Origin of the sequence: Streptomyces sp. NPDC051064 (assembly GCF_044455985.1) — a bacterium.
In the GTDB taxonomy this organism is placed as follows: Bacteria; Actinomycetota; Actinomycetes; order Streptomycetales; family Streptomycetaceae; genus Streptomyces.
This window is the reverse complement of the sequence record NZ_JBITFK010000002.1, coordinates 237,680-252,928: the sequence shown is the minus strand read 5'-3', so window position 1 is coordinate 252,928 and position 15,249 is coordinate 237,680. Positions and strand designations below refer to the sequence as shown.

The following is a 15,249-nucleotide window of genomic DNA, read 5'->3' as shown; positions in this document are numbered from 1 at the left end:
GTCCCCTCAGAGCTTGATCTCGATGTCGACGCCTGCCGGCAGGTCGAGGCGCATCAGCGAGTCAACCGTCTTCGGCGTGGGGTCGAGAATGTCGATGAGGCGCTTGTGCGTGCGCATCTCGAAGTGCTCGCGAGAGTCCTTGTACTTGTGCGGCGACTTGATGACGCAGTACACGTTCTTCTCAGTGGGCAGCGGCACCGGGCCCGCGACCGACGCACCAGTGCGCGTCACCGTCTCGACGATCTTCTTCGCCGAGGAGTCGATGACCTCGTGGTCGTAGGCCTTGAGCCGGATGCGGATCTTCTGTCCCGCCATGGCTACTAGTAGTCCTGTCTCTCATAACGCTCTGGAACCCGGGAGTTCTCTTAACTCCGCCTCCGACCCACGCGGTCGGGCGTGTCGCATCCCCTCTACGAAGATCTCCCGAAGGATTTCCCAACCAAGGGGGTGCGGGCCGAAACCGCGCTGCCGGGGGCGAAACCCCACCGGGTGCCTGGTCAGCGCCCTGCTGAACTTCCCGAAAGATTCCCGTACGTCCGACCCGCATGGGGTCGACGAGTACTGTGGGACTCGCTTCCGGTCCTCCCGGCGGGAGGCGCGCAGCATTGACACTCAACCGAGCAACCTGGCTAGTGTGCCATACGGCTCGCGGGCCTGGCCAATCGGGCCGGGGATCTTACCCCCTGCGGGGGACCGGTCAAACGCGGGCACGCTTCGAGGCCCGTCACGACCGGGCGCACATCCGCCCGCCCGGCGCGTCAGCCGCGGGTGACGTTCTCGGTCAGCAGCCGGAGCAGATGCTTGGCGGTGGCGTCCTGCTCGGGCGTCAGGCCCATCGCGTCACCTATGGCGAGAGGCACCGCACGCGCCCGCTCCCGCAGGTCCACGCCGGCCTCGGTGAGGCGCACCGCCACCGAACGCTCGTCGTCCTCCCGGCGTTCGCGGCGGACCAGACCGTTCGCCTCGAGGCGCTTGAGGAGCGGCGAGAGCGTGCTCGACTCCAGCTGCAGCGCTCCGCCCAGATCCCGCACGGAGACGGCGTCCCGCTCCCAGAGGACCAGCATCACCAGGTACTGCGGGTACGTCAGGCCCAGCTCGTCCAGCAGCGGGCGGTAGCGCGCCGTCACCGCCCGCGAGGCCGCATAGAGGGCGAAGCAGAGCTGGTCCTGCAGCTGGAGCGACCCCTCGGTGGGCGGGGTGTTCGTGGCGCTGGCCATGGGGTGGACTCCTCACTTCCGTCGACGGCGGGCCCGTGGGGCGACAGGGATCTTTCAGTGTAGCCCTTCGGGTGTCCGCGATCGCTTCGTGCTCGATTCAATTGTGCACGACTTAGTCGAGCGCTATGGTTCTGCCGTGGCCGCCGCTTCGGGCGGCCGCCCCGCCCTTTCCCGAGGAGCCCGTCATGTCCGAGCAGACCAGCCCGCGTCCGGTCGTACTGGAACCCGCGGCAGCCGCCTTCGCCGAGGCCACGGCGAACCCGCCGTACCTCTTCGACCTCGGTCCGGCCGAGGGCCGCAAGGCCGTGGACGAGGTGCAGTCCGGCCCCGTCGACGCACCCGACGTCACCCAGGAGTGGGTCACCGTCGAGGGCGGACCGACCGGATCGGTCCGGGCCCGCGTCACGCGCCCCGCCGGCGCCGAGGGGCCGCTGCCCGTCGTGCTCTACGTCCACGGAGCCGGCTGGGTGTTCGGCAACGCCCACACGCATGACCGCCTCGTGCGGGAACTGGCCGTCGGGGCCCGGGCGGCCGTCGTCTTCCCCGAGTACGACCTCTCCCCCGAGGCCCGCTACCCCGTGGCCGTCGAGCAGAGCTACACGGTCGCCCGCTGGATCACCACGGAGGGCGCGGCCCACCGCCTCGACCCGGCGCGGCTGGCCGTGGCCGGGGATTCGGTCGGCGGCAACATGGCGACGGTCCTGACCCTGCTCGCCAAGGAGCGCGGCGACGTCTCCTTCGCCCACCAGGTGCTGTTCTACCCGGTCACCGACGCCGCCTTCGACACTCCCTCGTACCACGAGTTCGCCGAGGGCTACTTCCTGCGCCGCGACGCCATGCAGTGGTTCTGGGACCAGTACACGACCGATGAGGGGCAGCGCGCCGAGATCACCGCGTCGCCCTTGCGCGCCACCGTCGACCAGCTCACCGGTCTGCCGCCGGCCCTGGTCATCACCGGTGAGGCCGACGTCCTGCGGGACGAGGGCGAGGCGTACGCGGCCAAGCTGCGCGAGGCTGGGGTGCCGGTGACCGCGGTCCGCTACCACGGCGTCATCCACGACTTCGTGATGCTCAACGCCCTGCGCGGGACGCACGCCGCCGAGGCCGCCATCGCCCAGGCCGTCGCCACCCTGCGCACGGCGCTCTCCACCGCCTGAGGCCGCCGTCGGGCCTCCGCGGCGGCAGGCCACGGAGGCCTGGCAGAATCCGGCCATGCCCACGAGCACCGCCCAGGCCTGGAGCCTGCGCCCCGCCACGCCCGACGACGTCGAGGCCATAGCCGAACTCCGGGCCGTCGTCATGCGTCCCGACCTGGAGCGCCTGGGCCGGTACGACGAGCACCGCGTCCGGCAGCGGCTGCGTGACGCCTACGCCCCCGAGCACACCTCCGTGGTGGAGGTCGACGGGGCCGTCGCGGGGTGCGTCGCCCTGCGGCCCTCCGAGGACTGCTGGTGGCTGGAGCACTTCCTGCTCGCCCCGGAGCTCCAGGACAGAGGCATCGGCACCGCCGTCCTCACCCGGCTCCTGGCCCGCACCGACGCCGACGGCCTGCCGGTCCGCCTGAACGTCCTCCAGGGCAGCGCGGCCCGCAGGCTGTACGAGCGCCACGGGTTCGTCCTGGAGCGGGAGGACGCGGTGGACGTGTTCATGGTGCGGCCCGTCCGGTAGATCCGGAGGGGCTCATCGCTGCCGGGCTCTCACGTACGCGTGACCGTCCCGCAGGACCCGTCGGGCTGCCACTCGCTGCGGTCGTACGGGTCCACGTCCGGCCCCGTGGGGCTCGGCTCCGGCATGTCGCTCGGGAAGGTCGGGTGCAGGAAGCCGTCGTTCACCTCGCAGGAGGTGTTGCCGAAGTTCTGCTCGGAACTGACGACGGAGAGCTTGCCCCGCGTCGCCACGAACCGCTCCGGGTCGTGCAGCGCCGTCGTCAGTTTTCGCCGCACGATCGTGCGCGCCACCTCGTCGCCGCCCGGCTTCACCAGCGGGTAGACGAATGTGTAGTCGGCGTGCACCTCGACGGAGCCCGGGGCGCCCGCTTCGAAGGTCATCCGTCCGCGGGTCTTCACGACGTCCCCGGCCAGCCCTGCCTCGTCCGGGTCGAACCGGCTGAACATCATCAGCGGGTCCTGGTCCTCGCCGGGCTCCGTCAGGGACCGCTCCAGCCGCCCCCGCTCGCCCTTCTGCAGCGGGTCGATCAGGTTCAGCGCCTCGTAGGGCTTCTCCCCCCGCAGGGTGGCGGGATCCAGGTTGGCGGCGACGAGCAGCTGCCGGGTCGCCCGAAGGGCGCGCTCGACCTCGTCCTTGCTCATCCCTCCGGCCGCCTCGGCATCCGGGATCTCGATGCCTGCCGCCCCGTCCGCCCAGCGGAGCGCGGGCGACCCACGGAACGGCTCTTCGCGCGTGGGCCGGTCCAGCGCGGACCCGTCGGCGGGGGCGGCGGTCGGCGGCGTGGTCTCGGCGGGCAGCGGCGCGGCGTCGCCTCCCGGCAGGTGGTCGGTCAGCAGGCTCGGTCGCATGGCGACCACAAGGGCCGCCACCACCACGGTGAACCCCAGGACCGCGGCGATGCGCCGGCTCCTCCGGGGACGGCCGTACCCGATCTGCGGGCCCGTGCGCCAGCCCTCCGGCTGCCACTGTTCGGCCGGCTTGCCCTTACGGCCCCGGCGCTGCCCGCGCGCCGCCTCCTCGTCCAGCGCGCGCAGCCGCGCGGTGACCATCCGGGCGCGGGCCGAGGGCTCCTTCGGCGCGTCGGCCCCGCCCTCCTCCGCCCGCCGGACCAGCTCCGCCCACTGCTCGTCGGAGACGCGATCCGTGCCGTCGCCGTGATCAGGAGGTCCCCCTGGCGTGCTCGTGCTCATCGTTCTGCCCCACTCCCCCATGAAGTTGTCTGGGCAACTTCATCCGGGGGGCGCGAACACGAACAAGGGAACACGGCATTCCGTGACGTTCTTGTGACCGTGACGTGGGGCCTCGCGCATCCGCCGGGCAACCCTGCCGTCCGGATCCCCGTCTATCCCCCCGCAGGAACAGGCGCACAGCCCTGACCTGCACTGACCCACAGCACGCAGCCCTGGGCTCCCGCCCGCCCGCTGCGGGGGGACGCGGACGGAGTGCGTGGCGTGACGGATGGACCTGCCCTGCCCGGAAACGGTGTGCGACGACGCACCGTCATGACGATCGCCGCGGGGGCGGCACTCAGCGCCTGCTCGGTCCCCGCGCCCCGGCGTGCGGATCCCGCCCCGGATCCCGCGCCCGGCCGGCCCATCAGCACCGAGCGGCGTGCGCTGCTCATGCAGATACTCGCCCACCCGGACGACGACCTGTACTTCATGAACCCGGACACCCGGCGCGCCCTCGACGCCGGGACACCACTGGTCTGCGTGTACCTCACGGCGGGTGAGGCCGACGGCGTGAACAAGATCCCCGGCCGGGCCCGCCCGGCGCCGGACAAGGCCGCGTACTCCTCGGCGCGCCACCAGGGCCTGCGACAGGCGTACGCGACCCTGCTCGGGCTGGATAAGTTCGCCCCCTGGGAGATCTCCGCCACCGAGCACGACGGCGGGCACCGGGCCGAGGTCAACACCCTGACCGCCGGGGTGCGCCGGGTCGAGCTGATCTTCCTCGACACCGCCATGCACACCGGCCGCCACCGGCTCGGACTGCCCAGCCTCTGGCAGGACCGCCGGCTGGTCCTGCGCACGGTCGTCCCCGACGGTTCACCGCTGCGGCGCGCCGGCTCGTACACGTACGACGGGCTGATCGACGTCCTCGCCGGGCTGCTGGAGCGCTACGAGCCCACCGTCGTGCACACCCTGGACCCGGATCCGGACATCCAGCACAGCACCGAGGCGGTCCGGCGGGCGGACAGTGAGCAGCACGGGTACTCCGACCACGCCGACCACACCGCGGCGGCCTGCTTCGCCTGGGCGGCGATGATCCGCCGGGTCACCAGGAGCACGCGGGACGGCGCGGGGATACCGGGGTTCGTCGTCACCTCGTTCCGCGGGTACTACAACCGGCACTGGCCGAAGAACCTGCCTCCAGGCGTGCTCGACGGGAAGGCCGCCGCCCTGGTCCCCTACGGCGGCTCGCCCGACTGGGACTGCGGCAATCCGTCCGGGTGCGGCGACTACAACGTGGGCGGCGACCGGCCTCTGACCAACAGGAAGGGCTGGGTCCGCTCCACCCGCCACCGCTATCCGGGTGCCCGCACCGTCATGGCCGCCGAACCCGGCGGGCGGCTCGCGGCGTACGCGGTGGTGGGGCTCCGCCTGGTCCGGTGGCGAGAGACCGACGCCGTCGGCGGGGTGTGGGGCCCGCCCCGCGACCTCGGCGGCGGCCCGCTCGCCCCGGCGCTGGGATCAACCGCCACGGGCGACGGCGGCCTCCTCCTGTTCGGGCTGCGGTTCGCGGCGCTCGGCGGGCACGGGGCCGACAACGAGCGCGAGATCGTCCTGCTGGAGCGGAGCACCCCGGGCGGCGGATTCCTCGCCTGGCGCGGTCTCGGCACCCCCTCCCCCGGCCGGGACGAGGGGCGGCGCACCGGCGTTCCCGTCGCCGTCACGGCACCGGACGGCCGGGTCCACCTCTTCGTGCGCAACGCGGAGAAGGGGCTCAGCACCCGGGTACGGGAGGCTGACCGGAGCTGGGGCGAGTGGCGGGACCTGGGCGGCGGCGAGGTCCAGGACGGCCTGAGCGCCGTGGTGGACGGCAGCGGCCGGGTCCATGTGTACGCCGCGGGCCATCACGCGGTGCACCACTGGACCCAGGACACTCCGGGCGCCTGGCTCACCGCCCGTACGCAGATCGACGCCGGCCCCGTACCGGGTGACGCGCCCACGGCGCTGTTGGCGGCGGACGGGTCCGTCGACCTGTTCTACCGGGGCCAGACGCAGGCCGTGACGACGGCAGTCAGGGGCGGGGCGGCCACGGACCTCACCGGCTTCGACGGGTACGGGGAGCTGACCGCCGCGGGTCCCGCGCTGCTCGGCCGCACGGTCGGCGGCCTGCTCCAGCTCCGTACGGGCACGCGGCTCTCGGTGCGGTCGCACGGGCCCGTCGCACTGGACGGAGCCGCGCTCCGGGTCGGCGACGACGGCCGCCCGGTGGTGGTGGGGCTGGGGACGGACGCGCTTCCCTGGACGTGGCGCCCGTAACCCGTACGCCCACGCACACAGAAGAGGGGCCCCGTCCCACCGCTCGCGCGGCGGGCCGGGGCCCCTCTCGGTGCTCTGTGCGGAGCAACCAGGTCAGACAGTCAGGTGATTACTTGACGATCTTGGTGACCTGGCCGGCGCCCACGGTCCGGCCACCCTCACGGATGGCGAACTTCAGGCCCTCTTCCATGGCGACCGGCTGGATCAGCGCGACGTCCATGAGGGTGTTGTCACCCGGCATGACCATCTCGGTGCCCTCGGGAAGGGTCACAACGCCCGTCACGTCCGTGGTACGGAAGTAGAACTGCGGGCGGTAGTTGTTGAAGAAGGGGGTGTGACGGCCACCCTCGTCCTTCGACAGGATGTAGGCCTGGGCCTGGAACTCGGTGTGCGGCGTGACCGAACCCGGCTTGATGATGACCTGGCCGCGCTCGACGTCCTCGCGCTTGATGCCACGAAGCAGCAGACCGACGTTCTCACCGGCCTGGCCCTCGTCGAGCAGCTTGCGGAACATCTCGATGCCGGTGACCGTGGTGGTGGTCTTCTCCTGCTTGATGCCCACGATGTCAACGGTCTCGTTGACCTTGAGGACACCACGCTCGATGCGGCCGGTGACGACCGTACCGCGACCGGTGATCGTGAAGACGTCCTCGATCGGCATGAGGAACGGCTTCTCGACGTCACGCTCGGGCTGCGGGATGGACTCGTCGACGGCCTTCATCAGGTCGAGAACGGTCTTGCCCCACTCGGCGTCGCCCTCGAGGGCCTTGAGCGCCGAGACCTTGACGACCGGAAGGTCGTCGCCCGGGAACTCGTACTCGGAGAGGAGCTCACGAACCTCGAGCTCGACGAGCTCCAGGATCTCCTCGTCGTCCACCATGTCGGCCTTGTTCAGCGCGACGACGATGTACGGCACGCCTACCTGGCGGGCCAGGAGCACGTGCTCCTTGGTCTGCGGCATCGGGCCGTCGGTGGCCGCGACCACGAGGATGGCGCCGTCCATCTGCGCCGCACCCGTGATCATGTTCTTGATGTAGTCGGCGTGACCCGGGCAGTCGACGTGCGCGTAGTGACGCGACTCCGTCTGGTACTCGACGTGCGCGATCGAGATCGTGATACCGCGCTGGCGCTCTTCAGGAGCCTTGTCGATCTGATCGAAGGCCGAGGCCTCGTTCAGGTCCGGGTACGCGTCGTGCAGCACCTTGGTAATGGCGGCCGTGAGGGTCGTCTTACCGTGGTCGATGTGACCGATGGTGCCGATGTTGACGTGCGGCTTAGTCCGCTCGAACTTTGCCTTCGCCACTGGGGTCCTCCTGAGTGGTTCTGTACGCCTTGCTTCATCGGCGCCAGGTGATCTTTGCTGGAATGCCGGTGCCGGGGGCATTCGCCACGCTGCTTACGCGCTGCGACGAATGCCCGACCGGGCTCCGGTGACAAGCCTAAAGCGTGAGCTCGGAAGAGTTACTCGCCCTTGGCCTTCGCGATGATCTCCTCGGCGACGTTCCGCGGAACCTCGGCGTAGGAGTCGAACTGCATCGAGTAGCTTGCGCGACCCGAGGTCTTGCTGCGGAGGTCTCCGACGTAGCCGAACATCTCCGAGAGGGGCACGAGGCCCTTCACGACGCGAGCGCCGCTGCGCTCCTCCATGGCCTGGATCTGGCCACGGCGGGAGTTGAGGTCGCCGATGACATCGCCCATGTAGTCCTCGGGCGTGGTGACCTCGACGGCCATCATCGGCTCGAGGAGCACGGGGGACGCCTTGCGGGCACCCTCCTTGAACGCCTGCGAACCGGCGATCTTGAAGGCGAGCTCCGAGGAGTCGACCTCGTGGTAACCACCGTCGAGAAGGGTGACGCGGACGCCCACCATCTCGTAGCCGGCCAGGATGCCGAACTGCATGGCTTCCTGGGCACCCGCGTCCACCGAGGGAATGTACTCACGGGGGATACGGCCACCGGTGACCTTGTTGACGAACTCGTAGGAGGCGTCGCCACCCTCGATGGGCTCGAGGGCGATCTGCACCTTCGCGAACTGGCCGGTACCACCAGTCTGCTTCTTGTGCGTGTAGTCGATGCGCTCGACGGTCTTGCGGATCGTCTCGCGGTACGCGACCTGGGGCTTGCCGACGTTCGCCTCGACGCGGAACTCGCGCTTCATGCGGTCGACGAGCACCTCGAGGTGAAGCTCGCCCATACCACCGATGATGGTCTGGCCGGTCTCCTCGTCGGAGTGCACCTGGAAGGAGGGGTCCTCCTCCGAGAGCCGCTGGATGGCGACACCCAGCTTCTCCTGGTCACCCTTGGACTTGGGCTCGATGGCGACCTGGATGACCGGCGCCGGGAAGTCCATGGACTCCAGGATCACCGGGTGCTTGTCGTCGGACAGCGTCTCACCCGTGGTGGTCTGCTTCAGGCCCATGACGGCGACGATGTCACCGGCGCCCACCGACGCGATCTCCTCACGCTTGTTCGCGTGCATGCGGTAGATCTTGCCGATGCGCTCCTTCTTGCCCTTGACCGAGTTCAGCACCGCGGTGCCGGCCTCGAGGCGACCGGAGTAGATCCGGACGAAGGTGAGCTTGCCCAGGTGCGGGTCACTCGCGATCTTGAACGCCAGGCCGGAGAACGGCTCGTCGTCCGAAGGCTTGCGCTTGATGACCAGCTCCGGGTCCTTGACGTCGTGGCCTTCGATGGCCTCGACGTCCAGGGGGGAAGGCAGGTAGCGGACGACCGCGTCGAGCAGGGGCTGGACGCCCTTGTTCTTGAACGCCGTGCCACAGAAGACGGGGGTCACGGTGACGGAGTCGGCCGAGCCCTTCGACGCGAGGGTGATCCGACGGATCGCCTCGTGCAGCTGCTCCTCGGTGGGCTCGACGCCCTCGAGGTACAGCTCCATCATCTGGTCGTCGTTCTCCGAGACGGCCTCAAGGAGCTTGCCGCGCCATTCCTCGGCGGCCTCCTTGTGGGTGTCCGGGATCTCGACGGTGTCGTACATCTCGCCCTTGGCGGCCTCGTCCGACCACACGAAGGCCTTCATCGACACGAGGTCGACGACGCCCTTGAAGTCGGCTTCGGCACCGATGGGGAGCTGCATGACCAGCGGAACCGCACCGAGGCGGTCGACGATCATGTCGACGCAGCGGTGGAACTCGGCGCCGGTGCGGTCGAGCTTGTTGACGAAGCAGATGCGCGGCACGCCGTAGCGGTCCGCCTGACGCCAGACGGTCTCGGACTGCGGCTCGACGCCGGCCACACCGTCGAACACGGTGACGGCACCGTCGAGGACGCGGAGCGAACGCTCCACCTCGACGGTGAAGTCGACGTGACCGGGGGTGTCGATGATGTTGATGGTGTGGTCAACATCATTGAGCGGCCAGTGACAGGTCGTCGCGGCCGACGTGATCGTGATGCCGCGCTCCTGCTCCTGCTCCATCCAGTCCATCGTGGCAGCGCCGTCGTGGACTTCACCGATCTTGTACGAAACGCCGGTGTAGAAGAGGATCCGCTCGGTGGTGGTCGTCTTGCCCGCGTCGATGTGGGCCATGATCCCGATGTTGCGGACCTTGGCCAGGTCAAGCGAAGTGGTGGCCATAAGGCTCAATCTTCTCTCGGTCTCGATGGGGTGAGCGACTACCAGCGGTAGTGCGCGAAGGCCTTGTTGGACTCGGCCATCTTGTGGGTGTCCTCGCGCTTCTTGACGGCAGCGCCAAGACCGTTGGAGGCGTCGAGCAGCTCGTTCATGAGGCGCTCGGTCATGGTCTTCTCGCGACGGGCGCGGGAGTAACCGACGACCCAGCGGAGCGCGAGGGTGGCGGCGCGACCGGGCTTGACCTCGATCGGCACCTGGTAGGTGGCGCCACCGACACGGCGGGACTTGACCTCGAGCGAGGGCTTGACGTTCTCAAGCGCGCGCTTCAGCGTGATGACCGGGTCAGCGCCGGTCTTCTCGCGGAGGCCTTCCATGGCGCCGTACACGATCCGCTCGGCGGTGGAACGCTTGCCGTCGAGGAGGATCTTGTTGATCAGCGAGGTGACAAGAGGAGAGCTGTAGACCGGGTCGATGATGACCGGGCGCTTCGGGGCGGGGCCCTTACGAGGCATTCTTACTTCTCCTTCTTGGCGCCGTAGCGGCTGCGGGCCTGCTTGCGGTTCTTGACACCCTGGGTGTCGAGCGAACCGCGGATGATCTTGTAACGAACACCCGGCAGGTCCTTCACACGGCCGCCACGCACGAGCACGATGGAGTGCTCCTGCAGGTTGTGTCCCTCACCCGGGATGTAGGCCGTGACCTCGATACCGGAGGTCAGACGCACACGCGCGACCTTACGGAGGGCCGAGTTCGGCTTCTTCGGGGTGGTCGTGAACACACGCGTGCAGACGCCACGACGCTGGGGCGAACCCTCGAGCGCGGGCGTCTTGTTCTTCTCGACCTTGTCCTGCCGGCCCTTCCGGACCAGCTGCTGGATCGTAGGCACTACTTCTCCGGTTTCTGTGTGCCGTTCGGTGAAACTAACCTGGAACAGTCACCGACCCACGCGGTCGGGTGTGTCGAACACTGCACGCCCCTGCTGGAAGGCAGACGGAACACAGATTGCGGTGGCCACTTACGGACTCGCCATGCGGTTGAGGACACGCACCCGAGCCCAGGCACACCCCAGGCACAAGGCTTGAGCGTACCTACCTCACGGAGCTGGGTCAAAACAAATGCCGTCCACCCCGGGCTCCCCGTCCCTGGGGCCCGGCACCACCGGGCACGACGCCCGCCTCCGGCGACGGCCCTTCGGTCGGCACAGCCCCTCTCACCAGCATGAACGACTCTACCGCGCCCCGCCACCGCGTCGGAGGCCCGACAGGCCCCGGCCGGCTACAGGTCACCCCGGGTGACCGACCTCACGACGGCCGACCCCGGGCACGCAGAAGGGCGCCCACCCCGTACGTGACGGGGTGGGCGCCCTTCTCACTCACTTCTACTGGTTGTACGGACCGTAGTCGTAGTCCTCCAGCGGAACGGCCTGGCCGGAGCCCGTGCCGAACGGCGAGTAGTCGATGTCGTCGTAGCCGACGGCCGAGTACATCGCGGCCTTGGCTTCCTCGGTCGGCTCGACCCGGATGTTGCGGTAGCGGGAGAGACCCGTACCGGCCGGGATGAGCTTACCGATGATGACGTTCTCCTTGAGGCCGATCAGGGAGTCCGACTTGGCGTTGATCGCCGCGTCGGTCAGGACCCTGGTGGTCTCCTGGAAGGACGCCGCCGACAGCCACGACTCGGTGGCGAGCGAGGCCTTGGTGATACCCATCAGCTGCGGACGGCCGGAGGCGGGGTGACCGCCCTCGGTGACCACACGACGGTTCTCGGTCTCGAACTTCGAGCGCTCGACGAGCTCGCCCGGCAGCAGCTCCGCGTCGCCGGACTCGATGATCGTCACACGGCGCAGCATCTGCCGGATGATGATCTCGATGTGCTTGTCGTGGATCGACACACCCTGCGAGTTGTAGACCCTCTGGACCTCGCCGACCAGGTGGACCTGGACCGCGCGCTGACCGAGGATCCGCAGCACGTCGTGCGGGTTGGTGGCACCGACGGTGAGCTTCTGGCCCACCTCGACCGCGTCGCCCTCGCCGACCAGGAGACGGGCACGCTTGGAGATCGGGAACGCCGTCTCCTCGCTGCCGTCGTCCGGGGTGACGACGAGCTTCTTGGTCTTCTCGGTCTCCTCGATCCGGACACGGCCCTTGGCCTCCGAGATCGGGGCGACACCCTTGGGCGTACGCGCCTCGAAGAGCTCGACGACACGCGGCAGACCCTGCGTGATGTCGTCACCGGCCACACCACCGGTGTGGAAGGTACGCATCGTCAGCTGGGTACCGGGCTCACCGATGGACTGGGCGGCGATGATGCCGACCGCCTCACCGATGTCGACCAGCTTGCCGGTGGCGAGCGAGCGTCCGTAGCAGAAGGCACAGGTGCCGACCGCGGACTCACAGGTCAGGACCGAGCGGGTCTTGACCTCCTCGACGCCGGCGCCCACGAGGGCGTCGATCAGGACGTCACCGAGGTCGACGTTGGCAGGCGCGATGACCTTGCCGTCGACGACGACGTCCTCGGCGAGCATGCGGGCGTAGACCGAGGTCTCGACGTCGTCCGTCTTGCGGAGGACACCGTCGGCGCCCTTGACGGCGATCTTCAGCTTGAGGCCACGGTCGGTGCCGCAGTCCTCCTCGCGGATGATCACGTCCTGCGAGACGTCCACCAGACGACGGGTCAGGTAACCCGAGTCGGCGGTACGCAGGGCGGTGTCCGCCAGACCCTTACGGGCACCGTGCGTGGAGATGAAGTACTCCAGAACGGTGAGGCCCTCACGGAAGGACGCCTTGATGGGACGGGGAATCGTCTCGTTCTTGGCGTTCGACACCAGACCACGCATACCCGCGATCTGACGCATCTGCATCATGTTTCCTCGGGCACCCGAGTCGACCATCATGAAGATGGGGTTCGTCTTCGGGAAGTTCGCGTTCATCGCCTCGGCAACCTCGTTGGTCGCCTTGGTCCAGATCGCGATGAGCTCCTGCGTGCGCTCGTCCTTGGTGATGAGACCGCGCTCGTACTGCTTCTGGACCTTCTCGTCCTGCTCCTCGTAGCCCTTGACGATGGCCTTCTTGGCCTCGGGCACGACGACGTCGGAGATGGCCACGGTCACACCGGAGCGGGTCGCCCAGTGGAAACCGGCCGCCTTCAGGTTGTCGAGCGTCGCCGCCACGATGACCTTGGGGTAGCGCTCGGCCAGGTCGTTGACGATCTCGGAGAGCTGCTTCTTGCCCACCGAGTAGTCGACGAACGGGTAGTCCTCGGGCAGCAGCTCGTTGAAGAGCGCGCGGCCCAGGCTCGTACGCAGCCGGAAGGTGTCACCCGGCTGGTACTCGGGCTCGCCCTCCTCGGCGACCGGCGGCACCCAGCCACGCGGGGGCATGGTGCCCACCGGGAAGCGGATGTCGACCTTCGCCTGGAGCGACAGCTCGCGGGCGTCGAAGGCCATGGTGGCCTCGGCCGTGGAGCCGAACGCGCGGTCCGTGCCCTTGACGTTGCGGCCCTCTTCGTCCGTGGTGAGGAAGAAGAGGCCCAGCACCATGTCCTGGGTCGGCATGGTGACGGGACGGCCGTCGGCCGGCTTCAGGATGTTGTTCGAGGACAGCATCAGGATGCGGGCCTCGGCCTGCGCCTCCGCGGAGAGCGGCAGGTGCACGGCCATCTGGTCACCGTCGAAGTCCGCGTTGAACGCGGTGCAGACGAGCGGGTGGATCTGGATGGCCTTGCCCTCGACCAGCTGCGGCTCGAAGGCCTGGATGCCGAGGCGGTGCAGGGTGGGCGCGCGGTTCAGCAGCACCGGGTGCTCGGCGATGACCTCTTCGAGGACGTCGTACACGACGGTGCGGCCACGCTCGACCATGCGCTTGGCCGACTTGATGTTCTGCGCGTGGTTCAGGTCCACCAGGCGCTTCATCACGAACGGCTTGAAGAGCTCCAGCGCCATCGCCTTCGGCAGACCGCACTGGTGCAGCTTGAGCTGCGGACCGACGACGATCACGGAACGCGCGGAGTAGTCCACGCGCTTGCCGAGGAGGTTCTGACGGAAACGGCCCTGCTTGCCCTTCAGCATGTCGCTGAGGGACTTCAGGGGACGGTTACCGGGACCGGTGACCGGGCGACCACGACGACCGTTGTCGAAGAGGGCGTCCACGGCCTCCTGGAGCATGCGCTTCTCGTTGTTCACGATGATCTCGGGCGCACCGAGGTCGAGAAGCCGCTTCAGGCGGTTGTTGCGGTTGATCACACGGCGGTACAGGTCGTTCAGGTCGGAGGTCGCGAAGCGGCCACCGTCCAGCTGCACCATCGGACGCAGGTCCGGCGGGATGACCGGCACGCAGTCGAGCACCATGCCCTTGGGCTTGTTGCTGGTCTGCAGGAACGCGGAGACGACCTTGAGGCGCTTGAGCGCACGGGTCTTCTTCTGGCCCTTGCCGGTACGGATGATCTCGCGGAGGCGCTCGGCCTCCTCGTCGAGGTCGAAGGACTCCAGGCGCTTCTGCAGGGCGGCGGCGCCCATGCAGCCGTCGAAGTACGTGCCGAAGCGGTCACGCAGCTCGCGGTAGAGCAGCTCGTCGCCCTCGAGGTCCTGGACCTTGAGGTTCTTGAAGCGGCTCCACACCTCGTCGAGACGGTCGATCTCGCGCTGCGCACGGTCACGCAGCTGCTTCATCTCACGCTCGGCACCTTCGCGCACCTTGCGGCGTACGTCGGCCTTGGCGCCCTCGGCCTCGAGCTCGGCCAGGTCGGTCTCGAGCTTCTTGGCACGGTTCTCGAGGTCCGAGTCACGGCGGTTCTCGACCTGCTGACGCTCGACGGAGACGTGCGCCTCCAGCGACGGGAGGTCACGCGTGCGGCGCTCCTCGTCGACGAACGTGATCATGTACGCGGCGAAGTAGATGACCTTCTCGAGGTCCTTCGGCGCGAGGTCCAGCAGGTAGCCCAGACGCGACGGGACACCCTTGAAGTACCAGATGTGGGTGACGGGAGCGGCAAGCTCGATGTGACCCATGCGCTCACGGCGCACCTTGGCGCGCGTGACCTCTACGCCACAGCGCTCACAGATGATGCCCTTGAAGCGGACACGCTTGTACTTGCCGCAGTAGCACTCCCAGTCCCGGGTCGGACCGAAGATCTTCTCGCAGAAGAGTCCGTCCTTTTCGGGCTTGAGCGTGCGGTAGTTGATGGTCTCCGGCTTCTTCACTTCGCCGTGGGACCAGGTCCGGATGTCGTCCGCGGTGGCAAGGCCGATCCGCAGCTCGTCGAAGAAGTTGACGTCGAGCACTTGTCGTCAA

General features: G+C 68.7%; 11 protein-coding genes. 3 read left to right on the top strand and 8 right to left on the bottom strand.

What is annotated here, in order from left to right; genetic code table 11:
* Positions 1–6: 6 nt before the first annotated feature.
* Positions 7–315 carry a 30S ribosomal protein S10 gene (rpsJ, locus tag ACIBCU_RS07910; protein WP_003948644.1) on the bottom strand — a complete coding sequence of 103 codons (309 nt, stop codon included), beginning with the start codon at positions 313–315 and terminating at the stop codon, positions 7–9.
* 443 nt (positions 316–758) lie between these two features.
* The gene (locus ACIBCU_RS07905) at positions 759–1,217 is read right to left on the bottom strand and encodes a MarR family winged helix-turn-helix transcriptional regulator (protein WP_399230034.1); all 459 of its coding nucleotides are present in this window, start codon (positions 1,215–1,217) and stop codon (positions 759–761) included.
* 185 nt (positions 1,218–1,402) lie between these two features.
* On the opposite strand from ACIBCU_RS07905, the gene ACIBCU_RS07900 reads away from it, so the two are divergent.
* Entirely contained in the window at positions 1,403–2,374 is a 972-nt protein-coding gene (locus ACIBCU_RS07900; RefSeq protein WP_399230032.1) for an alpha/beta hydrolase fold domain-containing protein, read from the top strand.
* A gap of 55 nt (positions 2,375–2,429) precedes the next feature.
* Complete coding sequence (locus ACIBCU_RS07895) at positions 2,430–2,885, top strand: GNAT family N-acetyltransferase (RefSeq protein ID WP_362935045.1); 456 nt, start codon at positions 2,430–2,432, stop codon at positions 2,883–2,885.
* A 29-nt stretch (positions 2,886–2,914) separates the two neighbouring features.
* Here ACIBCU_RS07895 and ACIBCU_RS07890 read toward each other — a convergent pair whose 3' ends face one another.
* Positions 2,915–4,075: a hypothetical protein gene (locus ACIBCU_RS07890; protein ID WP_362935048.1), complete on the bottom strand. Its 1,161-nt coding sequence runs from the start codon at positions 4,073–4,075 to the stop codon at positions 2,915–2,917.
* A 312-nt stretch (positions 4,076–4,387) separates the two neighbouring features.
* On the opposite strand from ACIBCU_RS07890, the gene ACIBCU_RS07885 reads away from it, so the two are divergent.
* A complete protein-coding gene (locus ACIBCU_RS07885; protein WP_399230874.1) occupies positions 4,388–6,373 on the top strand; it encodes a PIG-L family deacetylase in 1,986 nt (661 codons plus the stop codon).
* A gap of 109 nt (positions 6,374–6,482) precedes the next feature.
* Here ACIBCU_RS07885 and tuf read toward each other — a convergent pair whose 3' ends face one another.
* The 5 genes from tuf to ACIBCU_RS07860 all read right to left on the bottom strand — a co-directional run bounded on the left by tuf (position 6,483) and on the right by ACIBCU_RS07860 (position 15,239).
* On the bottom strand, positions 6,483–7,676 hold the full coding sequence (gene tuf, locus ACIBCU_RS07880) for an elongation factor Tu (protein ID WP_329231830.1): 1,194 nt from the start codon (positions 7,674–7,676) through the stop codon (positions 6,483–6,485).
* A 158-nt stretch (positions 7,677–7,834) separates the two neighbouring features.
* Positions 7,835–9,964 (bottom strand): elongation factor G, encoded by a 2,130-nt coding sequence (fusA, locus tag ACIBCU_RS07875; protein WP_362935051.1) that lies wholly within the window; start codon positions 9,962–9,964, stop codon positions 7,835–7,837.
* Positions 9,965–10,002: 38 nt separating this feature from the next.
* On the bottom strand, positions 10,003–10,473 hold the full coding sequence (rpsG, locus tag ACIBCU_RS07870; RefSeq protein WP_018101248.1) for a 30S ribosomal protein S7: 471 nt from the start codon (positions 10,471–10,473) through the stop codon (positions 10,003–10,005).
* Positions 10,474–10,475: 2 nt separating this feature from the next.
* Positions 10,476–10,847: a 30S ribosomal protein S12 gene (gene rpsL / locus ACIBCU_RS07865; RefSeq protein WP_003948652.1), complete on the bottom strand. Its 372-nt coding sequence runs from the start codon at positions 10,845–10,847 to the stop codon at positions 10,476–10,478.
* A gap of 492 nt (positions 10,848–11,339) precedes the next feature.
* A complete protein-coding gene (locus ACIBCU_RS07860; RefSeq protein ID WP_362935054.1) occupies positions 11,340–15,239 on the bottom strand; it encodes a DNA-directed RNA polymerase subunit beta' in 3,900 nt (1,299 codons plus the stop codon).
* Positions 15,240–15,249: the final 10 nt, after the last annotated feature.